20 protein-coding genes and 1 tRNA gene are annotated in these 23,586 nt (G+C 70.9%); 13 read left to right on the top strand and 8 right to left on the bottom strand.

Features of this window, described 5'->3' with window-relative positions; genetic code table 11:
- Positions 1–11: 11 nt before the first annotated feature.
- From ABH929_RS16400 to ABH929_RS16385, 4 genes are all read right to left on the bottom strand, one after another.
- Complete coding sequence (locus tag ABH929_RS16400; RefSeq protein WP_111085009.1) at positions 12–314, bottom strand: hypothetical protein; 303 nt, start codon at positions 312–314, stop codon at positions 12–14.
- Between the two features lie 116 nt (positions 315–430).
- Positions 431–1,201, bottom strand: coding sequence for an ABC transporter ATP-binding protein (locus tag ABH929_RS16395; RefSeq protein WP_205464143.1), 771 nt, complete (start codon positions 1,199–1,201; stop codon positions 431–433).
- Positions 1,201–2,025: an ABC transporter permease gene (locus tag ABH929_RS16390; protein ID WP_404561949.1), complete on the bottom strand. Its 825-nt coding sequence runs from the start codon at positions 2,023–2,025 to the stop codon at positions 1,201–1,203. Before ABH929_RS16390 ends, ABH929_RS16395 begins: the two co-directional genes overlap by 1 nt.
- Before the next feature lie 44 nt (positions 2,026–2,069).
- Positions 2,070–2,765, bottom strand: coding sequence for an NTP transferase domain-containing protein (locus ABH929_RS16385; protein WP_111085011.1), 696 nt, complete (start codon positions 2,763–2,765; stop codon positions 2,070–2,072).
- A 298-nt stretch (positions 2,766–3,063) separates the two neighbouring features.
- Here ABH929_RS16385 and ABH929_RS16380 point away from each other — a divergent pair, with 298 nt between their 5' ends.
- Genes ABH929_RS16380 through ABH929_RS16370 form a run of 3 tightly spaced genes read left to right on the top strand, consistent with a single transcriptional unit; the run spans position 3,064 to position 6,268 of the window.
- Complete coding sequence (locus ABH929_RS16380) at positions 3,064–4,413, top strand: ABC transporter ATP-binding protein (RefSeq protein ID WP_404561947.1); 1,350 nt, start codon at positions 3,064–3,066, stop codon at positions 4,411–4,413.
- Positions 4,389–5,960 carry an ABC transporter permease gene (locus tag ABH929_RS16375; RefSeq protein ID WP_404561945.1) on the top strand — a complete coding sequence of 524 codons (1,572 nt, stop codon included), beginning with the start codon at positions 4,389–4,391 and terminating at the stop codon, positions 5,958–5,960. Before ABH929_RS16380 ends, ABH929_RS16375 begins: the two co-directional genes overlap by 25 nt.
- Positions 5,961–6,007: 47 nt before the next feature.
- Positions 6,008–6,268, top strand: coding sequence for a DUF3039 domain-containing protein (locus ABH929_RS16370; RefSeq protein WP_111033217.1), 261 nt, complete (start codon positions 6,008–6,010; stop codon positions 6,266–6,268).
- A 79-nt stretch (positions 6,269–6,347) separates the two neighbouring features.
- On the opposite strand, the gene ABH929_RS16365 is transcribed toward ABH929_RS16370, so the two are convergent.
- Positions 6,348–7,685 carry a nicotinate phosphoribosyltransferase gene (locus ABH929_RS16365; RefSeq protein WP_404562005.1) on the bottom strand — a complete coding sequence of 446 codons (1,338 nt, stop codon included), beginning with the start codon at positions 7,683–7,685 and terminating at the stop codon, positions 6,348–6,350.
- Between ABH929_RS16365 and murI the strand changes: the two genes are divergently transcribed.
- The 3 genes from murI (at position 7,677) to rdgB (ending at position 9,909) form a co-directional block, all read left to right on the top strand.
- Positions 7,677–8,516, top strand: coding sequence for a glutamate racemase (murI, locus tag ABH929_RS16360; RefSeq protein ID WP_111085054.1), 840 nt, complete (start codon positions 7,677–7,679; stop codon positions 8,514–8,516). The two genes, ABH929_RS16365 and murI, sit on opposite strands and share 9 nt — an antisense overlap.
- A 74-nt stretch (positions 8,517–8,590) precedes the next feature.
- Entirely contained in the window at positions 8,591–9,322 is a 732-nt protein-coding gene (gene rph, locus ABH929_RS16355) for a ribonuclease PH (RefSeq protein ID WP_404561943.1), read from the top strand.
- On the top strand, positions 9,319–9,909 hold the full coding sequence (gene rdgB / locus ABH929_RS16350) for an RdgB/HAM1 family non-canonical purine NTP pyrophosphatase (protein WP_123340733.1): 591 nt from the start codon (positions 9,319–9,321) through the stop codon (positions 9,907–9,909). The genes rph and rdgB overlap by 4 nt, the downstream gene beginning before the upstream one ends.
- A gap of 76 nt (positions 9,910–9,985) precedes the next feature.
- Here the strand turns inward: rdgB and ABH929_RS16345 are convergent, their stop codons facing one another.
- From ABH929_RS16345 to ABH929_RS16335, 3 genes are all read right to left on the bottom strand, one after another.
- Positions 9,986–10,687 (bottom strand): DedA family protein, encoded by a 702-nt coding sequence (locus ABH929_RS16345; protein ID WP_205464149.1) that lies wholly within the window; start codon positions 10,685–10,687, stop codon positions 9,986–9,988.
- A gap of 118 nt (positions 10,688–10,805) precedes the next feature.
- Positions 10,806–10,886 (bottom strand) — tRNA-Leu (locus ABH929_RS16340).
- Positions 10,887–11,070: 184 nt separating this feature from the next.
- Entirely contained in the window at positions 11,071–12,363 is a 1,293-nt protein-coding gene (locus tag ABH929_RS16335) for an MFS transporter (protein WP_404561940.1), read from the bottom strand.
- A gap of 56 nt (positions 12,364–12,419) precedes the next feature.
- On the opposite strand from ABH929_RS16335, the gene mnmA reads away from it, so the two are divergent.
- From mnmA to gatB, 7 genes are all read left to right on the top strand, one after another.
- A complete protein-coding gene (gene mnmA, locus ABH929_RS16330) occupies positions 12,420–13,526 on the top strand; it encodes a tRNA 2-thiouridine(34) synthase MnmA (protein WP_205464150.1) in 1,107 nt (368 codons plus the stop codon).
- Between the two features lie 66 nt (positions 13,527–13,592).
- Complete coding sequence (gene ligA, locus ABH929_RS16325; RefSeq protein ID WP_404561937.1) at positions 13,593–15,926, top strand: NAD-dependent DNA ligase LigA; 2,334 nt, start codon at positions 13,593–13,595, stop codon at positions 15,924–15,926.
- 182 nt (positions 15,927–16,108) lie between these two features.
- Complete coding sequence (locus tag ABH929_RS16320) at positions 16,109–17,476, top strand: alpha/beta hydrolase (protein WP_404561936.1); 1,368 nt, start codon at positions 16,109–16,111, stop codon at positions 17,474–17,476.
- Positions 17,477–17,677: 201 nt separating this feature from the next.
- Positions 17,678–19,954, top strand: a complete 2,277-nt coding sequence (locus ABH929_RS16315; protein ID WP_404561935.1) for a transglycosylase domain-containing protein — start codon at positions 17,678–17,680, stop codon at positions 19,952–19,954.
- Positions 19,955–20,099: 145 nt separating this feature from the next.
- On the top strand, positions 20,100–20,399 hold the full coding sequence (gatC, locus tag ABH929_RS16310) for an Asp-tRNA(Asn)/Glu-tRNA(Gln) amidotransferase subunit GatC (protein WP_111085021.1): 300 nt from the start codon (positions 20,100–20,102) through the stop codon (positions 20,397–20,399).
- Positions 20,396–21,940 carry an Asp-tRNA(Asn)/Glu-tRNA(Gln) amidotransferase subunit GatA gene (gene gatA, locus ABH929_RS16305; protein WP_111085022.1) on the top strand — a complete coding sequence of 515 codons (1,545 nt, stop codon included), beginning with the start codon at positions 20,396–20,398 and terminating at the stop codon, positions 21,938–21,940. The genes gatC and gatA overlap by 4 nt, the downstream gene beginning before the upstream one ends.
- A complete protein-coding gene (gene gatB, locus ABH929_RS16300; RefSeq protein ID WP_205464153.1) occupies positions 21,940–23,445 on the top strand; it encodes an Asp-tRNA(Asn)/Glu-tRNA(Gln) amidotransferase subunit GatB in 1,506 nt (501 codons plus the stop codon). Before gatA ends, gatB begins: the two co-directional genes overlap by 1 nt.
- Positions 23,446–23,586: the final 141 nt, after the last annotated feature.

The raw sequence follows: 23,586 nt of genomic DNA, 5'->3' as shown, positions 1-23,586 counted from the left end.
GCCGGACACGGTCACGGGTGCAGCCCCTGACCGACCAGTGACATCCGCCACACGTACTCGGAGCGGTCCGGGCGGCGCCAGCGGACGATCACGACGCCGGTGTCCTGCGGATCCGCGCCGAACACGGCGACGGACAGACGTCGACCCGGTTCGAGCCGGTGCACTGCCAACGGCGGGCTGTAGCCGTTGCCGAGGTGGGTGAGGGTCAGCCCGTCGACCGGTTCGTCCCCGGTGTTGACGAGGTCGTACCGGCGCGGGGCCTGCGAGCGGTCGATGGTGAACGGGACGGCGTACGCGGGTGCTGGGTGGTGCATGGGGGGAACGCTAAGGGGAGGGTCCGACGGTGGGGCCCCGGCGCAGCACCGGGGAACCCGTCGCTGTGGAGGGGACACCGTGGTGCCCTGGTTGTGGAGGGGGAGTACCCGACCGGTCAGACGCCGTAGTCGGCGGAGTACTGCGCCAGCGCTTCCTCGATGGTGCCGTCGAGCTGCAGCCGGCCCTTGTCGAGGTACAGACCGCGGTCGCAGAAGCGGCGCAGGTCCTTGTCGCTGTGGGACACGAAGAAGAGCGTCCGCCCGCCGGCCAGGAGCTCCTCGATCCGCTTGTAGCACTTCTCGCGGAAGGCCTTGTCGCCGACGGCGAGGACCTCGTCCACCAGGATGACGGGCTCGTCGAGCCGCGAGATGACCGCGAACGCGATGCGCACCTTCATGCCGCTCGACAGGTGCTTGTACGGGGTGTCGACGAAATCCGCGATCTCGGCGAAGTCGATGATCTCGTCGAAGGCGGCACGGATCTCGGCGCGCGACATGCCGTGCAGGCCGGCGGTGAGGTAGACGTTGTCGCGGACGGACAGGTCGCCGACGAACCCACCGGTGATCTCGATGAGCGGCGCGACACCGGCCCCGACGTCGATCCGGCCCTCGTCCGGCAGCATCACCTGGGCCACGAGTTTCAGGAGCGTGGACTTGCCCTGACCGTTACGACCGACGACGCCGATCGCCTCGCCCGGACGGACGTCGAACGACACGTTGCGGAGCGCCCAGAACTCGTCGGCACGCTTGCGGCGGCCGCGTCCGGCGAAGAGGTCCTTGAAGTTGCGGCTCGCACGTCGGTTGCGCTTGAAGCAGATGCCGGCGTCGCGCACGGAGATCACCGGTGCGATGGTCTCGGTGCGTCGGGTCTGGTCGGTGGCGGTCATCACAGCTCCTTCAGCACGCGGTGCTCGCTGCGTCGGAACACCGCGAAGCCGATCGCCAGGACGATGCTCGTGATGACCACCGACGCCCCGACCTCGAACCAGTCGAGCTGACTCGGGAAGAACGCGGCACGGTACATCCCGAAGATACCGGTGAGCGGGTTGACCGCGGCGATCGGTCGCAGGGCGTCGGGCAGCGCGTGCGTGCCGTAGATGATCGGCGATGCGTAGAACAGGAAGCGCAGGACGAGCTTGGTCGCACGCTCGAGGTCGCGGAAGAAGACGACGAGCGGCGCGACGATCAGGCCGAGGCCGTACACCAGCGCGCACTGCAGCACGATCGCCAGCGGGAAGAAGACCACCTGCCAGTGCAGGTGCGCACCCGTCGCGATCGCGAACGCCGCCAGCACCGGCAGGCTCAGCAGGAACTCGATGCCCTTCGACGCGTCGATCCGCGCGACCCAGATGGTGCGGGGGATCGTCGTCGAGCGGATGAGCTTCGACTCCTTGATGAACGCCCGCGTGGAGTCCGAGACGCCCCCGGTGAACCACATCCACGGCAGCAGCGCGGAGAGCAGGAAGACGATGTACGGGTCTTCACCGACCGAGCCGCGGTGGAACACCTGGGTGAAGACGAACCAGTAGATCGCCGACATCACGAGCGGGTCGAGGATCGACCAGACGTACCCGAGCGCCGACGTCGAGTACCGGACGCGGAGATCGCGGACGGTCAGCAGCCAGAGGGCATGACGATAGCGCCGACCGGCGCTCCGGGTCGCCGCTGGTGCGGCAGCCGTGGGCACGGTCGGCGCGCTCGCTGTGGTCACGGTTTCCCTTCGGGCGGAACCGCCGAAGGGGTCCTGACGGAGGTTCAGGCGAACAGGTTGTTCGCGCGCTCGAGGTCCTCGGCGAAGTCGATCTCGACCGCGTACAGGTCCGAGATGTCGATCGGGGACCAGCGTAGCCCGTCCTCGGCGATGGCAGCTTCGATGCCGCCCTCGAAGTACTCCTGGTCGTCGACGCGACCGAGCTGGCGGATGAGGGCCTGCTTGTCGTTCGCCGACACGTAGTTGATGCCGACGGCTTCGCCGAGCCCGCCGACGACCTGCTTGGAGAGCTTGTGGATGAAGCCCTCGGCGTCGACGGTGTACTTGACCTCTTCGTCGGAGACCTTGTCGGTGTTGACGCTGACGAACGAGTGGTCCTCGTCGATCATGTCGGCCGCACGGACGAGCGCCATCGGGTCGAAGACCACGTCGCCGTTCATCCAGAGGACACCGCTCTTGCCGGTCGCCTTGAGGGCGCGCAGCAGGCTCTTCGAGGTGTTGGTGGAGTCGTAGGACTCGTTGTAGACGAAGGACGCGTCGGGGAAGGCCTCGACGATGTGCTCCGACTTGTAGCCGACGACGATCGTCACGCGGGCGCTCGAACCGAACGCGGCGCGGATGTTGTCGAACTGCTGCTGCATGATGGTGCGGCCGTCACTGAGCTCCGTGAGCGGCTTCGGCAGGCTGCGGCCGAGCCGGCTGCCCATCCCCGCTGCGAGGATCACGATCTGCGTGGTCATGCTGGTCCCTTCTGGTGTCCGCCCGCGCGCCCTGGGGCACGGGCGGGCCTCGTCGAGTCTGCTCGCGGAACGTCCGAGTTCGCCGAGAACCGGACGCCGAGGGCCACGGGGGCCGGCTGCTGCGCGGTGTCGGAGAGCCCGCCGGAGCAGGTTTCCAAGTGGTGAACACTCCTTCGTGCCCTGGTGAATGATACGGAAACACCCGCTCAAGGGGTAGGTCTGCCGCGCTTCGTACTCATTTCGTGACACTGGAGCGGGCGGTTCCCCGCTGTCCGGAGAGCGTTGGTACGGTTGGGCGATGGCCGCCAGAGCAGAGAACGAGGACGTGTACGCCACGACCGACGCTGCCTGGATGACCGAAGCGAGTGACACCGACGAGCAGGACGCCGACGAGCGTGCCGCGGATCGGGTGGACGCCGCGGCGGGGGACGACGCCGACGACGACGACATGGGGGATCCGGATGCGCGCGACGCCTCCGTTGATGACGAGATGACCGACGACACCACGGCCGCCGACACCACGGCCGCCGACACCACGGCCGCCGACACCGATCCGGTCACCGAGCCGCAGTCGGACGCAGCGCCCGGTACCGCAGCGCGTGCCGCGGCAGCGGCCCCGACGACGACCACCGGCGCCCGACCTGCCAAGCCCCGCACGACGAAGCAACGCACCAAGCGACCGGCGAAGGCCGTCGGCGCGACCGGCACCGTGCCTCCCGGCTCCGCGGCGAGCGACGCGACGTCCGCGACGTCCGCGACGGACGCGACCGCGCACACGGCGCAGGGCGGACCGGAGACCGACGCACCGGAGACCGACACCGCGTCCAGCCCCGCCGCGAAGAAGCGTGCTCCTCGGGCCACCGCGTCCAAGGCCCAGCAGAAGCTGCAGCCCGTCGTGCTCGCCGCGGACGGCCTCGTCAAGCGGTACGGGCAGACGCTCGCCGTCGACGAGGTCGACCTCGAGATCCGCCAGGGCTCGATCTTCGGCGTGGTCGGCCCCAACGGCGCCGGCAAGACGACCACCCTGTCGATGATCACCGGTCTGCTGCGTCCCGACGCCGGGTCCGTGACGGTCCTGGACCACGATGTCTGGGCCGACCCCACGGCCGCCAAGCGCAGCCTCGGCGTGCTGCCGGACCGCCTGCGGCTGTTCGACCGCCTCACCGGTGCGCAGCTGCTCTACTACTCGGCCACCCTGCGCGGTCTCGACGGTGCCACGGCCCGTGAGCGCAGCACCGACCTGGCCGAGGCGTTCGGGCTCGGCGAGGCGCTCGGTCGCCAGGTCGCCGACTACTCGGTGGGCATGGCGAAGAAGATCGCCCTGGCCGCAACGCTCATCCACTCGCCGCGGGTCCTCGTGCTCGACGAACCGTTCGAGTCGGTCGACCCCGTGAGCGCTGCGACCATCACCGACATCCTGCGCCGCTACACGCGCGGCGGTGGCACCGTCGTGCTCTCCAGCCACTCCATGGAGCTCGTGCAGCGCACCTGCGACTCCGTCGCCATCATCGTCGGCGGCAAGGTCCTCGCCTCGGGGACCATGGCCCAGGTGCGCGGTCGCAAGAGCCTCGAGGACAAGTTCGTCGAACTCGCGGGCGGCCGCGTCGTGGCAGAGAGCATGGAATGGTTGCACAGCTTCTCCGGCTGAGGGCCGACCTGCTCGCGGGCGAGGTCCGCGGCAGCGCCCGCCGGTCCGTGCTCGTCGTGCTCGGCAGCCTCGTCGGGCTCCTCGCCGCCGTGTTCGTCGCGACGCAGACGGTCGCGCTGCGCTCCGCCGACCCCGACACGGCCCGCGCGGTCACCGTGCCGGTCGGCACGCTCATCGCGTTCGCGTTCACCGTCGTCCCGCTCGTCGTCGGACGGAGCGACCAGCTCGACCCGCGGCGCTTCGCGGTGTTCGGCATCGGCCGTCGCGGGCTCGCGATCGGCCTCGTCGTCGCCGGGCTGATCGGCGTCCCGGTGATCGGGGTCGTCGTCGTGGCCGTCGCCCAGTCGGTCGCCTGGGCGCGTGACGCCGGCACCGGTGTGCTCGCGGTGATCGGCGGCCTGCTCGCGATCGCCACCTGCGCGCTCCTGGTCCGCGTGTGCTGCACCGTCGGCTCGCGGCTGATCGGTCCGCACCGGTCCCGCGACGCCGGGTGGCTCGTCGCGCTCGTGATCATCGTGCTCGCGATCCCGGCGGTCTCGCTACTGCTCCGCGTCGACTGGCTCGACCCCGAGGGCACCGAGATGCAGCGCGTCGCGGACGTCGCGGGGTGGACGCCGTGGGGCGCCGCCTGGGCCGTGCCCGCCGAGGTCGCCAGCGGCCACGCCGGCACCGGGTTCCTCAAGCTGCTCGTCGCGGTCGCCGTCGTCGCCCTGCTGACCTGGGCGTGGTGGGCGCTCGTCGGTCGGGCGCTCGACACCGTCGACGGTCGCACCCGGACCCGGCGCTACCAGGGGCTCGGCTGGTTCGACCGGCTCGGCTCGACCCCGGTCGCCGCCGTCGCCGCCCGCGCCCTGACCTACTGGGTGCGCGACCCGCGGTACCGCACCTCGTACCTGATCATCCTGTTCGTCCCGCTCGTCGTCATCCCGCTCGGGGTCGCCGGGGTGCCGTGGCACTGGACCGCGCTCGTGCCGTTGCCGCTCATGGCGCTGATCGCCGGGTTCCTGCCGCACAACGACGTCTCGTACGACAACACCGCGGTGTGGTTGCACGTCGCCTCCGGGGCTCCTGGGTGGAGCGACCGTCTCGGCCGTGTCGTCCCGGTGCTCGTCGTCGGTGCGCCGGCGATCGTGGCCGGCTCGGCGGTGTCCGCCTGGTTGTTCGACGACTGGACGGTGTTCCCGCTGCTGATCGGCGTGAGCGCCAGCGCCCTGCTGTCCGGACTCGGGCTGTCGAGCGTCGTGTCCGTCCTGCTGCCCTACCCGACCGTGCGGCCGGGGGACCACCCGTTCCAGCAGCCACAGGCCGCGGGGGTGACGGCGACGGTCGCGCAGTCGATGATGGTGATCGGCATCGTGCTCTGCACCGTCCCGGCGGCGTGGCTCGCGGTGCTGGCCTTCGTCCGCGGCGCCGAGCCGTGGTCGATGCTGACGCTCGCAGTGGGCATCGGGGTCGGCGTGGTCGTGCTCGTCATCGGGATCTTCGCGGGCGGGCGGCTGTTCGACCGGCGCGGCCCGGACCTGCTGGCCGCGGCGCAGCGCAACTAGCGTTCCGGAACGAGCGCAACGCACGCAGACCGTCGTACCCTGGACCCATGAGCATGACGGAACCAGGCGGCGGCCTCGACGTGATGGACCGGGAGCTCGAGAAGCTCCTCGAAGACGAAGCGATCGAACCCGGCGACCACGAGCGGTTCTCGCACTACGTCAAGAAGGACAAGATCCTGCAGTCCGCCCTGTCCGGCAAGCCGGTCAAGGCGCTGTGCGGCAAGAAGTGGATCCCGGGCCGCGACCCGGAGAAGTTCCCGGTGTGCCCGGACTGCAAGGCCATCTACGAGAAGATGAAGTCCGAGTAGCAGCGACCCCAGGACGGACGGGAGGCCCGTGGCGACGCCGCCACGGGCCTCCCGTCCGTCGTCTGCGTCCGCAGACCGCTCAGATCACCAGGGTGGGGATCGCGGGGTCGCCGCGACCGATGCGCGCGGCGTCCGCCGGCAGCTCGGCCTTCGCCCGCTTGTGGTGCGCCCGCGCGGCCTCGACGCCCTGTGCTCCGAGGAACGCCGGATCGACCACGCCGCCGGTGACCACGGGCACGAGCAGGGCGCGCTCGTCGGGGCCGACCTGTCCGGCGGTGAGCACGACCTCGGCCGTGGCGACACCGTTGCGCAGGCGTCGGCCGGCTTCCTTGCGCCCGCCGATCGAGGCCTTGTCCGCTGACTTCTTCGCCACGGCGACCCAGTCGTCGCCGTCGGCGGACTGGTGCGCCACGAGCTTGAAGACCATGCCGGCGGCCGGGTGTCCGGAGCCGGAGACCACCGAGGTGCCGACGCCGTACGAGTCGACCGGGGCCGCACGGAGAGCCGCGATCGTGTACTCGTCCAGGTCGTTCGTGACCGTGATCTTCGTGTCGGTCGCGCCGAGCCGGTCGAGCTGCGCCCGCACGGCCGCGACGACCGAGGGCAGGTCGCCGCTGTCGATGCGGACACCGCCGAGCTTGCCGTCGGTCAGCCGGACGGCGGTCTCGACGGCCTGCTCGATGTCGTAGGTGTCGACGAGCAACGTCGTGCCGTTGCCGAGGGCGTCGAGCTGCGACCGGAACGCCTCTTCCTCGGAGTCGTGCAGCAGGGTGAACGCGTGCGCCGCGGTGCCCATCGTCGGGATGCCCCAGGTGCGACCGGCCTCGAGGTTGCTCGTCGCGCCGAAGCCGGCGATGTACGCGGCCCGTGCTGCGGCGACGGCGTTCCACTCGCCGGTGCGGCGGGAGCCCATCTCGGCGAGCGGACGACCGTCGGCAGCGGAGACCATGCGCGCGGCGGCCGAGGCGATGGCGGAGTCGGCGTTGAAGACCGACAGGGCGAGCGTCTCGAGCACGACGGCCTCGGCGAACGTGCCCTCGATCTGCAGGATCGGGGAGTTGGGGAAGTAGACCTCGCCCTCGCGGTAGGCCCGGACGTCCCCGGTGAACCGGTAGTCGGCGAGGAACGCCGCGGTGCCCTCGTCGATGACCCCGCGGTCGCGCAGGAACCCGATCTCGTCGTCGCCGAAGCGGAAGTCGCCGAGGGCGGTCAGGAACCGGCCGAGGCCGGCCGCGACGCCGTAGCGACGACCGTCGGGCAGCCGCCGGGCGAACACCTCGAAGACGCACCGCCGGTGGGCGGTGCCGTCCTTCAGGGCCGCGTCGACCATGGTGAGTTCGTACTGGTCCGTCAGGAGCGCGCTGGTCACCTCCCCGACACTACTGCGAGCGTCGGTACGCTGGTCACCGTGACGGATGCACCGATCGGAGTCTTCGACAGCGGGGTCGGCGGGCTCACGGTGGCCCGCGCGATCATCGACCAACTGCCGCGCGAGAGCATCCGTTACGTCGGCGACACCGTGCACTCGCCGTACGGCCCGAAGCCCATCGCCGACGTCCGCCGCTACGCGCTCGAGGTCATGGACGACCTGGTCGAACTCGGCGTCAAGGCACTCGTCATCGCCTGCAACACCGCGTCGTCGGCCGTGCTCCGCGACGCCCGCGAACGGTACGAGCAGGCGTACGGCATCCCGGTGGTCGAGGTCATCCAGCCCGCTGCCCGCGCCGCCGTGAAGCAGACCCGGACCGGGCGCATCGGCGTCATCGGCACGGTCGGCACCATCACCTCGCGCGCCTACGAGGACGCCTTCGCGGTCGCCTCGGACGTCAGCCTGACCCTGGCGGCGTGCCCGCGGTTCGTCGAGTTCGTCGAGGCGGGGGACACCTCGTCGCCGCAGCTGCGCGAGGTCGCCGCCGGGTACCTCGACCCGATCCGCGCCGCCGACGTCGACACCCTCGTGCTCGGCTGCACCCACTACCCGCTGATGTCCGCGGCCATCCAGTACGTGATGGGCCCGGACGTCACCCTGGTGTCGAGTGCCGAGGAGACCGCCAACGACGTGTACCGCCGGCTCGTCGAGCACGGCCTCGAACGCACCTCCACCACCGCCCCGACGTACTCGTTCGAGTCGACCGGCGACGACGAGGACGGGTTCCTGCGGCTCGCCCGCCGGTTCCTCGGCCCCGAGATCGTCCGCGTCGGCCACCTCGAGACCGGCGCCATCACGCTGCCCCGTGGGCGGGCCTGAGCGGCGACCAGCCGCCAGCCGCCGCCCGCTCCGATGACCCGCACCGCGCCTCCAGGCCGGACCGAAAGGACACCATGACCACCCGCATCGACGGCCGCCAGGCCGAGGAACACCGTCCCGTCACCATCGAGCGGGGGTGGAGCACGCAGGCCGAGGGCAGCGCGCTCATCTCGTTCGGCAACACCAAGGTGCTCTGCACCGCCTCGTTCACGAACGGCGTGCCCCGTTGGCTCGCCGGCAAGGGCACCGGCTGGGTCACCGCCGAGTACTCGATGCTGCCGCGGTCGACGAACGAGCGCATGCAGCGCGAGTCGATCAAGGGCAAGGTCGGTGGCCGCACGCACGAGATCTCCCGGCTGATCGGGCGTTCGCTCCGTGCCGTGGTCGACACGAAGGCCCTCGGCGAGAACACCCTGGTCATCGACTGCGATGTGCTGCAGGCCGACGGCGGCACCCGCACAGCGTCGATCACGGGCGCCTACGTGGCGATGGTCGACGCGATCGAGTGGGGCCGCGGCAAGGGCTTCATCGGCAAGAGGGCCACCCCGCTCACCGACAGCGTGCAGGCGATCTCGGTCGGCATCGTCACGGGCGAGCCGATGCTCGACCTGGCGTACACCGAGGACTCCGCCGCCGACACCGACATGAACATCGTCACGACCGGGTCGGGCAAGTTCATCGAGGTGCAGGGGACCGCCGAGCACGCGCCGTTCGACCGCGACGAGCTGAACGTCCTGCTCGACCTGGGCCTGGCCGGCAACCAGTCGCTCGCGGCGATCCAGAAGACCGTGCTGGGGCTCGCGTGACCGGCACCGTCGTCCTGGCCACCCACAACCAGGGCAAGGTCGTCGAGCTCCGCGAGATCCTCGGGTCGGCGCTGGGCGAGGGTGTCGAGCTGGTCGGCTACGACGGCCCCGAGCCGGTCGAGGACGGCGACACCTACGCCGCGAACGCCCTGATCAAGGCCCGTGCCGCGGTCGCCCACACCGGACTGCCGGCGCTCGCCGACGACTCCGGCATCGCGGTCGACGCGCTCGACGGCGCCCCGGGCATCCACTCGGCGCGGTACGCGGGCACCCGGTCGGACGCCGACAACATCGCGCTGCTGCTGCAGAACCTCGACGGCGTCGTGGAGCGCACCGCCGCCTTCGTGTGCGCGGCCGCGTTCGTCACGCCCGACGGGTTCGAGCACGTGGTCGAGGCGGTGTGGAACGGCGAGGTGCTGACCGCGCCGGTCGGCGACGGCGGACACGGCTACGACCCGGTGTTCCGGCCGGACGACGCCGACCGCTCGTCGGCCGAGCTCACCCGCGACGAGAAGAACGCCCTGTCGCACCGCAGCAAGGCGTTCCGGGGCATCGCGCCGGTCGTGCGGGAGCACTTCGGGCTCTGAACCGCCCACCCGCGACGAGGACAGGCACACACCGAACGGTGTGGGCTTGTCGCGTCCGGTCCGGCGACAGCGACAGCTACAGCTGCGGGTCGACGGCCGTCGACTCGGCCTGGTGCTCGTGCTTCTTCGCCTTGCGGGCGTTCCGGATGTAGGTCAGCGCCATCGGCACGACGGTCACCACGACGGCAGCGAGCAAGATGATGTCGATGTACTCGCGCACGATGTGGGCGACGAACGGGATGTGCCCGATGAAGTACCCGAGGAACGTCACGCCGACGCCCCAGACGACAGCGCCGATCGCGTTGTAGAGCGAGTACTTCTTGTAGTCCATGCGGCCGACGCCGGCGGCGATCGGCGCGAAGGTGCGGACGACCGGCACGAAGCGCGCCAGGATCACCGCGAGCGGGCCGAACCGGTGGAAGAACGCGTTGGTCCGCTCGACGTTCGCCTTGGAGAACAGACCGCTCTCCTTGCGCTCGAAGATCGGCGGACCGGCCTTCTTGCCGATGTAGTAGCCGAGCTCTCCGCCGAGGAACGCCGCCGCGCCGATCATCAGGGCCGCGACCCAGATCGGGATGCCGCCGATCTCGCCGCCGCGGTCGAACGCGAACAGGCCGGTGATGACGAGCAGGCTGTCGCCCGGGAAGATGAAGCCGATCAGCAGACCGGTCTCGGCGAAGACGATCGCACAGACGACGAGCACGGCGACCGCCCCGAAGTGGTCGAGGATGTACTGCGGATCCAGCCATGGGATCAGGGCGAGTGCGACGGAGTGCATGTCTCTTCCGGTCGTGCAGATGCGGTGACGGGAGGGTCACCCGCACGACGAGGGTACCGTCCGCCGATGACGCGGACGTCCCTCGGTGGTATGAGATGCGCGAGCACGCAACGGTCGGTGCGGAAGGAGGGACTCGAACCCTCACGCCTGGGGCACAGGAACCTAAATCCTGCGTGTCTACCGATTCCACCACTCCCGCGAGCAGCGGCAGTCTACCGAGCGCGCGCGGCGGACGTCGGCGGACGTCGCTGGTGCGAGGTTGATCACTCCGTGCGGCGCAGAAAGCGCGCACGGAGTGATCAACCCCGCACGGAGTCGTGGGGGACGGCGGCGCGCGGTGCGCGGCGCGCGCGACAGCGCAGCGCGCGTCAGCGCAGCGCGCGTCAGCGCAGCGCGCGCGGCAGGTACCGCGGCACGTAGCGCAGCAGCACGCCGGCACCGATCAGGCCGAGCACGCCCATCACGCCGCTGGCCACCGCGATCGTCGCGACGGCCGTCACCCCGGAGATCACGAGCGGTGCCGCTGCCGACCCGAAGTCGCCGGTGAACCGCCAGGCTCCGAGGAACGGCGCCGGGTCGTCGCGCGGAGCCAGGTCGGCGCCGAGCGTCATGAGGATGCCGGAGCCGACGCCGTTGGCGAGCGACATCCCCATCGCGATCCCGACGAACCAGCCGACCCGCGCGTCGAGGTGCCCGCTCCAGGCGAGCAGGAAGTAGCTGATGCTCAGCCCGAGCATGCAGGGGAGTGCACTCGCCAACCGCCCCCAGCGGTCCATGATCTGGCCGCTCGTGTAGAACAGCGCGAAGTCGACGGCACCGGCGATGCCGATGATCAGAGCGGCCGTCGAGTCGTCCAACCCGACACTGACCGCCCACAGCGGCAGGATCACCTGGCGTCCGGCACGCATCGCGCCGATGAGCGCGGCACCGCTCCCGAGCCGCAGCAGCACGGCCCGGTTCGTGCGCAACGTCCGGAAGAGGCCGTGCGCCTCCTTGCCGACGAAGACCGCGCCGGTGTCGGTGGACGGCTCGGTCACGCCGGTCGCGTCCGACCCCGACCGGGAGGCCCGTGGCGGCATCCGTAGACCGCGCGCGCCCGTCGCGGGGTCGCGCAGCACCAGGAGCACGGTCGCCGCCGCCAGGCAGCACACGACGTGGATCCAGAACGCGCTGGCGGTGGTGCCCGTCAGGTGGATCACACCGGCGGCGAGGAACGGCCCGACGAAGTACCCGAAGCGGAACACCCCGCCCAGGCTCGACAGCGCCCGGGCACGGATGCGGACCGGGATCGCGGTCGTCATGTAGGCGTGCCGTGCCAGGGCGAACACCGCGGTCGAGACACCGACCAGGAACACCCCGAGCGCCAGCACCCACGCGTTCGCCGCGGTCGTGCAGACGACGAGGCCGCCGACCGACACCAGGGCGGCGCCGATCATCGCGTTCCGCTCGCCGATCCGCGCCACGACGATGCCCGACGGGACGTCGCCGATGAGTTCGCCGACCAGGATGAGCGACGCGACGAAGCCCGCGAACGCCAGGGTCGCGCCGAGGGAGTCCGCGGCGATCGGGATGATCGGGATGATCGCGCCCTCGCCGATGGCGAAGAGCGCCGCGGGCAGGAACCCGGACAACAGGACGGACCGGAAGTCGAATGAGTCGTTCCCCGTCGTGGCCATCGCTCGACCAACGGTACGCCAGCGGTACGGGTTCGTCGGCGGGTTACCCTGGAGGCATGCGTGTTCTGGCGGCGATGAGCGGTGGGGTCGACTCGGCGGTGGCTGCTGCCCGGGCGGTCGACGCCGGGCACGACGTGGTCGGCGTGCACCTGGCGTTGAGCCGGATGCCGGGCACGCTCCGCACCGGCAGCCGCGGGTGCTGCACGATCGAGGACTCGATGGACGCCCAGCGCGCCGCGTCCGCCCTCGGCATCCCCTACTACGTGTGGGACTTCTCGGCCCGGTTCAAGGAGGACGTCGTCGACGACTTCGTCGCCGAGTACCAGGCTGGTCGCACGCCGAACCCCTGCATGCGGTGCAACGAGCGCATCAAGTTCGCCGCCCTGCTCGAGAAGGCACTCGCCCTGGGGTTCGACGCCGTCGCGACGGGGCACTACGCCTCGATCGTCACCGGTCCGGACGGCTCCCGCGAACTCCACCGGTCGGCCGCGTGGGCGAAGGACCAGTCCTACGTGCTCGGGGTCCTGACCGCCGAGCAGCTGCAGCACGCGATGTTCCCGCTCGGGGCGACCCCGTCGAAGGACGAGGTCCGGGCCGAGGCCGCCGAGCGTGGGCTGACGGTCGCGCAGAAGCCCGACTCCTACGACATCTGCTTCATCCCCGACGGTGACACCCGCGGCTGGCTCGCCGACCGCGTCGGCAGCGAGACCGGCGATGTCGTCGAGCGTGACGGCACGGTCGTCGGCTCCCACGACGGCGCGCACGGCTACACGGTCGGGCAGCGCCGCGGCCTGTCGCTCGGGCGCCCCGCCGCCGACGGCAAGCCCCGGTTCGTGCTCGAGATCCGCCCGAAGGACAACACCGTCGTGGTCGGCCCGAAGGAGGCCCTGGCCGTGTCGTCGATGTCGGGCTCCCGCTTCACCTGGGCCGGCACGGCACCGGCCGAGCCGCAGACGCCGTTCGCGTGCGACGTGCAGATCCGGGCGCACGCCGACCCGGTGCCGGCGACCGCGCGGGTGCAGGACGACGTGCTCGTGATCGACGTCGACGAGCCACTGCACGGGGTCGCCCCCGGCCAGACGGCCGTGGTCTACGTCGGCACCCGGGTGCTCGGACAGTGCACGATCGACAGCACCGTCAGCGCCGTCCCCGTCGGCGCCTGAGACCGCCGCTCCCGGGCGGTGGGTCCGCTGCACGCGCCGTCGGTGGCACACGGTAGAACTGATGGCATGAGCGAGACCGACGCCACGTTCGAGACCATCGACCCCGACGGGCTCGACGCCGCCCAGGCCGGGCGCGAGGTCGACCGGCTGCGGGCCCGCATCAACGAGCTGCGGCAGGCGTACTACCAGGGCGACAACGGATCACCGGAAGCCGATGCCGACTACGACGTCCTGGTCCGCCGGCTCGATGCGATCGAGCAGCGGTTCCCGGAACTCCTGACCGAGGACAGCCCGACCCAGACCGTCGGCGGGCAGGCGCAGACCACGCAGTTCGCACCGGTCGAGCACGCCGAGCGGATGCTCTCGCTCGACAACGTGTTCAGCCCGGACGAGCTGACCGAGTGGGCCGTCAAGGTGCAGCGCGACGCCGGTTCCGAGCGCGTCCGGTTCCTGACCGAGCTGAAGATCGACGGCCTCGCGATCAACCTGCGCTACGAGCACGGCCGGTTGGTGTCGGCGGCGACCCGTGGTGACGGTGTCGTGGGCGAGGACGTCACCGGCAACGTCCGGACCATGGGCACGATCCCGGACCGGCTGTCGGGGACGGGCCACCCGCCCCTGGTCGAGGTCCGCGGCGAGATCTTCTTCCCGGTCGCCGAGTTCGACGAGCTCAACGCGAACCAGCGCGAGGCGGGGGAGCGCGTGTTCGCCAACCCGCGCAACGCCGCCGCCGGGTCCCTCCGCCAGAAGGAAGAGGGCAAGTCCGAGGCGAAGCGCGCGCTCATGGTGGACCGGCTCCGGCGCTTGCGGATGCTGGTGCACGGCATCGGCGCGTGGCCCGTGCGCGAGCTCGAGCAGGAGACCGACGTCCGCTCGCAGTCCGAGGTGTACGAGCTGCTCGAGACCTGGGGCCTGCCGACGAGCAGCCACTACCGGGTCTTCGACACCATCGACGAGGTGAACGCCTTCGTCCGCTCGACGGGTGACCGCCGTGCCTCGGTCGAGCACCAGATCGACGGCGTCGTCGTCAAGGTCGACGACCTCGCCCTGCACGAGGAACTCGGCTCGACGTCACGGGCACCCCGGTGGGCGATCGCGTACAAGTACCCGCCGGAAGAGGTCCACACCAAGCTCGTCGACATCGTCGTCAGCGTCGGGCGGACCGGGCGTGCGACCCCGTTCGCGGTGATGGCCCCTGCCGAGGTCGCCGGGTCGGTCGTCCGGCAGGCCACCCTGCACAACCAGCAGGTGGTCAAGGCCAAGGGCGTCCTGATCGGCGACACCGTCGTGCTGCGGAAGGCCGGCGACGTCATCCCCGAGGTCCTGGGGCCGGTCGTCGACCTGCGCGACGGCACGGAGCGCGAGTTCGTGATGCCGACCCACTGCCCGGAGTGCGGCACCGAGCTCGCCCCCGCGAAGGAAGGCGACATCGACCTCCGTTGCCCGAACGCGAAGAGCTGCCCCGCGCAGGTCCGCGGTCGTGTCGAGCACATCGCATCGCGCGGCTCGCTCGACATCGAGGGCCTCGGCGAGGTCGCAGCCGCAGCGCTCACGCAGCCGCTGCACCCGGAGACCCCGCCGCTCGTGACCGAGGCCGGGCTGTTCGACCTGACGATGCAGGACATCGTCCCGATCGAGGTGATCGTCCGCGACGCCGAGACCGGCATGGAGAAGGTCGACGACGCCGGTTCCCCGAAGCGCGTGACCCCGTTCAGTCGCGCGCGCAAGAAGACCGACCCGCCGTTCGACCCCGAAGCACGCGGTGCGGACTACACCGGTGAGCCGAGCCGCTACCCGTCGAAGAACGCGTTCGAGATGCTCGCGAACATCGACGCCGCGAAGACGAAGCCGCTCTGGCGCATCCTGGTCGGGCTGAGCATCCGCCACGTCGGACCGGTCGCGGCGCGCGCGCTTGCGAACCACTTCGGGTCGCTCGACCGGATCCGCAGCGCCTCGCGCGAGGAACTCGCGGCGGTCGACGGGGTCGGCGGGATCATCGCCGACGCGCTGTTCGCGTGGTTCGAGGTCGACTGGCACCGCGAGATCATCGACCGCTGGACGACGGCGGGCGTGCAGTTCACCACCCCGGACCACCCCGGGCCCGGGGGCGCGGAGGCCGAGGGCGGTGTCCTGACCGGCGTCACGGTCGTGGCGACCGGGTCGCTCGAGGGGTACACGCGCGAGGGTGCGCTCGAGGCCATCATCACCGCCGGCGGCAAGGCTGCGTCGAGCGTGAGCAAGAAGACGGACTTCGTGGCAGCGGGCCCCGGAGCCGGGTCGAAGCTCACGAAGGCGGAGCAACTGGGGCTCCGGATCATCGACGCCGAGCAGTTCCACCTGCTCGTGACCGAGGGGCCGAGTGCGCTCCCCGAGCCGGAGGTCCCTGCGTCCGAGGGGTGACGCCGGGCGGCAAGCACACCGGCGACGTGGCCGCACACCGCGGCGCGCCGTCTCACGCACCCAGTTCGGGGGACAAGTTGCATCGCGCATGACCGATCCTCGGGCATTCTCCTTACACTCGACAGAGCATCACCCGTCGTCTGCAGGGAGACGGTGGGACGGCCTTCCAGGGGGAGACCCGATTGCTGCTCATCGCCGCGGCTCTGCTCACCGCCTCGATGCACTCGCTCGGAGTGGTCGAGGCCCCCGTCGCGCCTCCGACCCATGCCGCCTCGGCCACCGTCACGGTCGCGCTCGTCTCCGAGCGCCACACGGTGCCCCAGCCGGTCATGACCGGGGGACAGATCGACGTCGACACCGTCGCCGACGCACACGGTCGGGCGTTCCTCGACGACCTCGCGGTCCTCGGTGCCGGTGACCTGCGCCGCGCCGCCGACGACGCCCGGGTCGTGGCGACCGCGCAGGACGACCCGCCCGCGGCGGCCGTCGTCGCGCAGTGGTGGGCGGGACTCGGCGCCGACGAACAGGGCACGCTCCTGGTCCACGCGCCGTCGATCATCGGCAACCTCGAGGGCGTGCCGTACGCCGTGCGCGACCGAGCGAACCGGTCGACCCTGACCACCGGACTCGCCGACCCCGACACCGGTGCCGCGCACGCCGCGATGCTCGGACAGGTGCGGGACTCGCTGCGGCGCGAACCCGGTGACCCGCAGCGGTTCCTCATCACGCTCGACACCCGGGCGGCGGGCCGAGCGGCGATCAGCATCGGTGACCTCGACACCGCGGCGGACGTCACCGTCATCGTCCCCGGGATGTTCTTCACCGTGACCGGGCAGATGGCCGACTTCACGAACACCGCCAACGACCTCGCGAGCGAGCAGGCGACCCTCGCCCCGCTGGCCGCCGGTGGCTCCGGCGACGGGACGGGCGTCGCCGTCGTGGCGTGGATGGGCTACCGCACGCCCGACCTGTCGAACATCATGTCGCTCAGCCTTGCCGACTCCGGGGCGCAGCGACTCGAGCGCACCGTCGACGGCCTGCGGCAGATCCGCGACGGCGACGAGCCCCGGCTGAACATCGTGGCGCACTCCTACGGGTCGACGACGGCGCTCATGGCGCTCGCCTCCGGACGGATGAGCGCCGACACCCTCACCGTGCTCGGGTCACCGGGCAGTGACGTCCGGTCGGCGGCGGACCTGGACGTCGCCTCGGACGAGGTGTTCGTCGGTGTCGCGCACAGCGACCCGATCGCGGGGTCCGGGTACTACGGCACGGACCCGGGCGGTTCGGCGTTCGGTGCCACCGTGATGAACCTGGCCGGTGGTGCCGACGCACTGGCCGCCGGGGAGCTGTTCCGCCGTCCGGTCGGGCACAACGACTACCTCAAGCCCGGCACCGCATCGTTGCACGACGTCGCCCTGATCGGGATCGGCCGTGGTGACCTCGTGCGCGAGCAGGTCCGACGCGGCAGCACCGGTGACGACGGTGTCGTCGGTGCGTCGGTGGACATGTACCTGGTCCGTCCGCAGGACCTGCAGCCGCGCGACTGACGGGGTGACGCCCTGGGCGTGACCGGATCGTGACCGGCGGCTGACGTGCCGGGGCCGCACCGGGCCTCCCGGCCGGATCCGCGACCCAGCGCGGATCGCGACCAGCGACAGGTGTTGCCTGAACGGCAACCTGAGCGACGGCGCAGCCTCAGTCGGTTCCACGGCAGAACCAGTACAGCCCGCCTCCCTACGGTTCGGGGCATGCGTGTGGTGCGATGGCCTGGTGCTCTCCTGATGTTCGTGGTGATGTCCGTGCTCGCCGGCATGCTCGTCGCCGTCGCGGTGACGCCCGCGGTCGCCGTCGCGGGTGAGGGCACCTCGGGTGCGGTCGCGTTCTTCGAGGACCTGCCGAGCTACCTCGACGTGCAGACGCCGCAGCAGGTGTCGTCGGTGTACGCGACGAAGGGCGGCAAGCAGGTCAAGATCGCGTCGTTCTACGCCGAGAACCGGACGAACGTCACGGCCGACCAAATGGCGGACACGCTCAAGCAGGCCGCCATCGACACCGAGGACCCCCGCTACTACGACGAGGGCGGCATCGACGTCCTCGGCACGCTGCGCGGAGTCGCCGCGACCGTCGTCGGCGGCGACGTCCAGGGCGGATCGAGCATCACGCAGCAGTACGTCAAGAACGTCCTCGTGCAGCAGTGCGAGGAGCTCACCGGCAAGGACCAGGCCGCCACGGCGAAGAAGGTGGAGGCCTGCTACGAGGACGCGGCCGGCGTCACCCCGCAGCGGAAGCTGCAGGAGATGCGGTACGCGATCGCCGTGAACAAGAAGTACTCGAAGGACGACGTCCTGACCGGGTACCTGAACATCGTCGGGCTCGGCGGTCGGGTGTACGGCGCCGAGGCCGGTGCCGAGTACTACTTCGGCGTGCACGCGAAGGACCTGTCGCTCGTGCAGTCGGCCACGCTCGTGGCGATCCTCAACAACCCCTCGAACCTGCGCATCGACGTGCCGAGCGACAAGGACAACGGGAAGGCGAACGGCTACGCGCTCACGAAGGAGCGACGTGACTACGTGCTCCGCCGCATGCAGGCGCACGGGTCGATCACCAAGGCCGAGATGACGAAGGCCATCGCGACCCCGGTCACGCCGAAGATCACCGAGACCGCGAACGGCTGCTCGACCGCGGCGACGAACTACGACGCCGGCTACTTCTGCGACTACGTCCGCGACCAGGTGCTGCAGGACCCGGCGTTCGGCAAGACCGCCGCGGCGCGCATCGCGACGCTCGACACCAAGGGCCTGCAGATCCACACCTCGCTCGACCTCGACCTGCAGGGCCAGGCGCAGACCGCACTGTCGACCTACGTGCCGGCCACGATGGCGGGCGTCGACGTCGGCGGCTCCAACGTCACCGTCGAGCCCGGCACCGGGCGCATCATGTCGATGGTGCAGAACACGTCGTACACGCAGGGCGACAACGCCGCAGCCGGGTCGACCGCGGTGGACTACAGCGCGGACTCCGGCTACGGCAACTCCGGAGGGTTCCAGACCGGCTCCACCTACAAGGTGTTCACGCTGGCCGAATGGCTCGCGACCGGCCACACGCTCTCCGAATCGGTGTCGACCACCGAGCACACGTTCCAGAACTCGGAGTTCACGAACTCCTGCCAGAACGTCAGCGGCGGGACGTGGCCGGTCGCGAACGCCGAGTCCGTGCCGGCGTCGATGACCGTGCAGGCCGCCACCGTCGAGTCGATCAACACGGCCTTCGGCGCGATGGGCAAGCAGCTCGACCTCTGCAAGATCGCGCAGCTCGCGCAGTCGATGGGGATCCACCGCGCCGACGGCGGTGCCCTCGGGCAGACCCCCTCGTCGATCCTCGGGGTCAACGAGCTGTCGCCGATCGACCTGGCCGAGGCGTACGCGGGCTTCGCGAACGGCGGCGTCGTCTGCACGCCGACCGCGATCGACTCGGTCACCGAGTCGGACGGCACGAAGATCACCCCGACGCCGTCGTCCTGCACGCAGGGTGTCTCGGCGGACGTCGCCGGCACCGTCGACTACGCGTTGCAGGGCGTGCTGTCGGGTTCCGGCACGGCGGCCAGCGCGAACCCCGGCGACAGCGTGCCGAAGTTCGCGAAGACCGGCACCACCGACGGCGACGTGCAGAACTGGCTCGTCGCGTCGTCGACGAAGTACACGAACGCCACCTGGATCGGCAACGTGCAGGGGAACGTGAGCCTGGCGAACTGGCCGTTCCTGCAGGGGACCACCGGGTACAGCGCGAAGTTCGGGGTCGGGAAGTCGATGATGGCGTACCTCGACCAGACGGTCGGCGGGGACGCCCTGCCCGCGCCGAGCCAGGCGATGATCGGGCAGTCGAGCCACTCGTCGCAGTCGTCGCAGTCGCAGTCCTCGGCGTCGTCGGGATCCGGTGCGTCGCAGGCCGACCAGTCGACGCCGGCCCAGACGGCGGCTCCCGCCGCCACGGCGGCTCCGGCAGCGGGCGACCAGAACGGGAAGTGACTGCTCGGGTCCACGCCGCCTGGAGGCCCGTCACCGGTCCGCCGGACCGGTGACGGGCCTCCGGGCAGCCGTCCACGGCCGCGCCTGCGCGGACGACCGCAGCCAATAGACTGTCGGACGTCCACGAACCGATCGACGGAGCACCATGCCTGACATCACGAGCGAGCAGGTCGCGCACCTGGCGAACCTCGCACGTATCGCACTCACGCCCGACGAGATCGAGAAGCTGACCGGGGAGCTGTCGCACATCGTCGAGAGCGTCGCCAAGGTCGCCGAGGTCGCGACCGACGACGTCCCGCTGACGAGCCACCCCGTGCCGCTCGGCAACGTCACCCGACCCGACGTCGTCGGCCAGACGCTGACGCAGGAGCAGGCGCTCTCCGGAGCGCCGGACTCCGACGGCGAACGGTTCCGAGTGACCGCCATCCTGGGAGAAGAACAGTGACCGACATCACGCGGATGAGCGCCGCGGCGCTCGCCGACGCCCTCGTGGCGCGCGACGTCTCGAGCGTCGAGGCCACGCAGGCCCACCTCGACCGCATCGCCGCCGTCGACGGCGACGTGCACGCCTTCCTGCACGTCAACCAGAACGCCATCGCCGTCGCGAAGTCGATCGACTCGCGTCGCTCGGCAGGCGACGACCTCGGGCCCCTCGCCGGTGTCCCGATCGCGATCAAGGACGTCCTGTGCACGCAGGACATGCCGACCACCTCGGGCTCGAAGATCCTCGAAGGGTGGATGCCGCCGTACGACGCCACCCCGGTCGCGAAGCTCCGCGCCGCTGGTCTCGTGCCGCTCGGCAAGACCAACATGGACGAGTTCGCGATGGGCTCGACCACCGAGTTCTCGGCGTACGGACCAACCCACAACCCGTGGGACCTCGACCGCATCCCTGGCGGGTCCGGCGGTGGCTCGGCCGCTGCCGTCGCCGCGCACGAGGCCCCCATCGCCCTCGGCTCCGACACCGGTGGCTCGATCCGTCAGCCCGGCGCCGTCACCGGCACCGTCGGTGTGAAGCCGACCTACGGCGGGGTCAGCCGCTACGGCGCGATCGCCCTGGCGTCCAGCCTCGACCAGATCGGACCGGTCGCCCGCACCGTCCTCGACGCCGCGCTCCTGCACGACGTCATCGGCGGGCACGACCCGCGCGACTCCACCTCGATCCCCGACGCCTGGCCCTCGATGGCCGCCGCCGCCCGCGAAGGACTGCAGGCGGACACGCTGCGCGGCCTGCGCGTCGGCGTGGTCAAGGAACTCGCCGGGGGCGACGGCTTCCAGGCCGGGGTCACCCAGCGCTTCCAGGAGACCGTCGCCCTGCTCGAGTCGGCCGGTGCGGTCGTCGTCGAGATCGATGCCCCGTCCTTCGCCTACGCGATCAGCGCCTACTACCTGATCCTGCCGGCCGAGGCCTCGTCGAACCTGGCGAAGTTCGACTCGGTGCGCTTCGGCCTGCGCGTCACGCCGGAGAACGGTGCGACGGTCGAGGACGTCATGGCCGCCACGCGCGAAGCCGGGTTCGGTCCCGAGGTGAAGCGTCGCATCATCCTCGGCACCTACGCCCTGAGCGCCGGCTACTACGACGCCTACTACGGCTCGGCGCAGAAGGTCCGCACGCTCGTGCAGCGCGACTTCCAGGCCGCGTTCGACCAGGTCGACCTGCTCATCAGCCCCTCGGCCCCGACGACCGCGTTCCCGATCGGTGAGCGCATCGACGACCCGCTCGCGATGTACCTCAACGACCTCACCACGATCCCGGCGAACCTGGCGGGCGTGCCCGGCATGAGCATCCCGAACGGCCTCGCACCCGAGGACGGGCTGCCCGTCGGCGTCCAGCTGATGGCCCCGCAGCGCGAGGACGCCCGCCTGTACCGCTACGGTGCGGCGCTCGAGCGTCTGCTCGAACAGCAGTGGGGAGCCCCGCTCATCGACCGGATCCCGGACCTCGACCAGAGTCAGCAGTCGGCTGCGCAGGAAGGTGTGATCTGATGGCGCAGAAGGACGCGCTGATGGACTTCGACGAAGCACTGGAGCGCTACGAGCCGGTGCTCGGCTTCGAGGTGCACGTCGAACTCGCGACGAAGACCAAGATGTTCTCGGACGCGCCGAACTTCTTCGGTGGCGAGCCGAACACGAACGTGACGCCGGTCGACCTCGGGCTGCCCGGGTCGCTGCCCGTCGTCAACGCGCAGGCCGTCCGGTACTCGATCCAGCTCGGGCTCGCGCTCGGCTGCTCCATCGCCGAGTCGTCGCGGTTCGCCCGGAAGAACTACTTCTACCCGGACAACCCCAAGAACTACCAGGTCTCGCAGTTCGACGAGCCCATCGCGTTCGAGGGCGAGGTCGAGGTCGAACTGGCCGACGGCACGATCTTCAACGTCCCGATCGAGCGCGCCCACATGGAAGAGGACGCCGGCAAGCTGACGCACGTCGGTGGTGCCACCGGCCGCATCCAGGGTGCCGAGTACTCGCTCGTCGACTACAACCGCGCCGGTGTGCCGCTCGTCGAGATCGTCACGAAGCCGATCTTCGGTGCCGAGCACCGTGCCCCCGAGCTCGGTGCCGCGTACGTGCAGGTCATCCGCGACCTCGTGCGTGCACTCGGTGTCTCCGAAGCCCGCATGGAGCGCGGCAACCTGCGGTGCGACGCCAACATCTCCCTCCGCCCCCGCGGCCAGGAGAAGCTCGGCACCCGCACCGAGACGAAGAACGTCAACTCGTTCCGTGCCGTCGAGCGTGCGATCCGCTACGAGATCCAGCGTCAGGCCGCGATCCTGGCCGACGGCGGCTCGATCACGCAGGAGACCCGCCACTGGCACGAGGACACCGGCCGCACTTCGGCCGGCCGTCCGAAGTCGGACGCCGACGACTACCGCTACTTCCCCGAGCCCGACCTGCTGCCGGTCGTGCCGGACCCCGCGGTCGTCGAGGAGCTCCGTGCGTCCCTGCCCGAGGCCCCGGTGGCTCGCCGCCGTCGCCTCAAGGGCGAGTGGGGCTTCGCCGACCTGGAGTTCCAGGACGTCGTGAACGGCGGGCTGCTCGACCAGGTCGAGGGCACCGTCGCCGCCGGAGCCGCGCCGCAGGCAGCCCGCAAGTGGTGGACCGGCGAGATCAGCCGTGTCGCGAACGCGCAGGACGCCGAGCCCGGGGACCTCGTGTCGCCGCAGCACGTCGCCGAGGTCATCGCCCTCGTCGAGTCCGGGGACCTGACCGACCGCCTGGCCCGCCAGGTGCTCGAGGGCGTCATCGCCGGCGAGGGCTCACCGGCCCAGGTCGTCGAGGCCCGTGGGCTCAAGGTCGTGTCCGACGACTCGGCGCTCACCGCCGCGGTCGACGAGGCACTCGCGGCGCAGCCGGACGTGCTCGCGAAGATCAAGGACGGCAAGGTCCAGGCCGCCGGCGCCATCATCGGTGCCGTCATGAAGGCCATGAAGGGCCAGGCGGACGCCGCCCGCGTCCGCGAGCTGGTCCTGGAGCGCGCGCAGCAGGCGTAGACGAGTTCCGACGACGGACGGGAGGCGCGGGGGGCGCGGGGCCCCCCCCCCCCCGCCCGCCGGGGGGGGGGGGGGGGGGGGGCGAGGGGTGCAACAAACAAAAGCACGGAGGCCCCCACCCCGCCCCCCGGCAAGAGCAAC

The organism is Curtobacterium sp. AB7, from assembly GCF_044909335.1.
Lineage (GTDB): Bacteria > Actinomycetota > Actinomycetes > Actinomycetales > Microbacteriaceae > Curtobacterium.
The sequence above is the reverse complement of the archived record's forward strand: the minus strand, read 5'-3'. Positions and strand labels throughout refer to the sequence as shown.

Excerpts from the sequence above, each read along its gene's own strand:
- ABH929_RS16400 (WP_111085009.1), bottom strand. The coding sequence starts at position 314 with ATGCACCACCCAGCACCCGCGTACGCCGTCCCGTTCACCATCGACCGC.
- ABH929_RS16395 (WP_205464143.1), bottom strand. The coding sequence starts at position 1,201 with ATGACCGCCACCGACCAGACCCGACGCACCGAGACCATCGCACCGGTG.
- ABH929_RS16385 (WP_111085011.1), bottom strand. The coding sequence starts at position 2,765 with ATGACCACGCAGATCGTGATCCTCGCAGCGGGGATGGGCAGCCGGCTC.
- ABH929_RS16380 (WP_404561947.1), top strand. The coding sequence starts at position 3,064 with ATGGCCGCCAGAGCAGAGAACGAGGACGTGTACGCCACGACCGACGCT.
- ABH929_RS16375 (WP_404561945.1), top strand. The coding sequence starts at position 4,389 with ATGGTTGCACAGCTTCTCCGGCTGAGGGCCGACCTGCTCGCGGGCGAG.
- ABH929_RS16370 (WP_111033217.1), top strand. The coding sequence starts at position 6,008 with ATGAGCATGACGGAACCAGGCGGCGGCCTCGACGTGATGGACCGGGAG.
- rph (WP_404561943.1), top strand. The coding sequence starts at position 8,591 with ATGACCACCCGCATCGACGGCCGCCAGGCCGAGGAACACCGTCCCGTC.
- ABH929_RS16345 (WP_205464149.1), bottom strand. The coding sequence starts at position 10,687 with ATGCACTCCGTCGCACTCGCCCTGATCCCATGGCTGGATCCGCAGTAC.
- ABH929_RS16335 (WP_404561940.1), bottom strand. The coding sequence starts at position 12,363 with ATGGCCACGACGGGGAACGACTCATTCGACTTCCGGTCCGTCCTGTTG.
- mnmA (WP_205464150.1), top strand. The coding sequence starts at position 12,420 with ATGCGTGTTCTGGCGGCGATGAGCGGTGGGGTCGACTCGGCGGTGGCT.
- ligA (WP_404561937.1), top strand. The coding sequence starts at position 13,593 with ATGAGCGAGACCGACGCCACGTTCGAGACCATCGACCCCGACGGGCTC.
- ABH929_RS16315 (WP_404561935.1), top strand. The coding sequence starts at position 17,678 with ATGCGTGTGGTGCGATGGCCTGGTGCTCTCCTGATGTTCGTGGTGATG.
- gatC (WP_111085021.1), top strand. The coding sequence starts at position 20,100 with ATGCCTGACATCACGAGCGAGCAGGTCGCGCACCTGGCGAACCTCGCA.
- gatB (WP_205464153.1), top strand. The coding sequence starts at position 21,940 with ATGGCGCAGAAGGACGCGCTGATGGACTTCGACGAAGCACTGGAGCGC.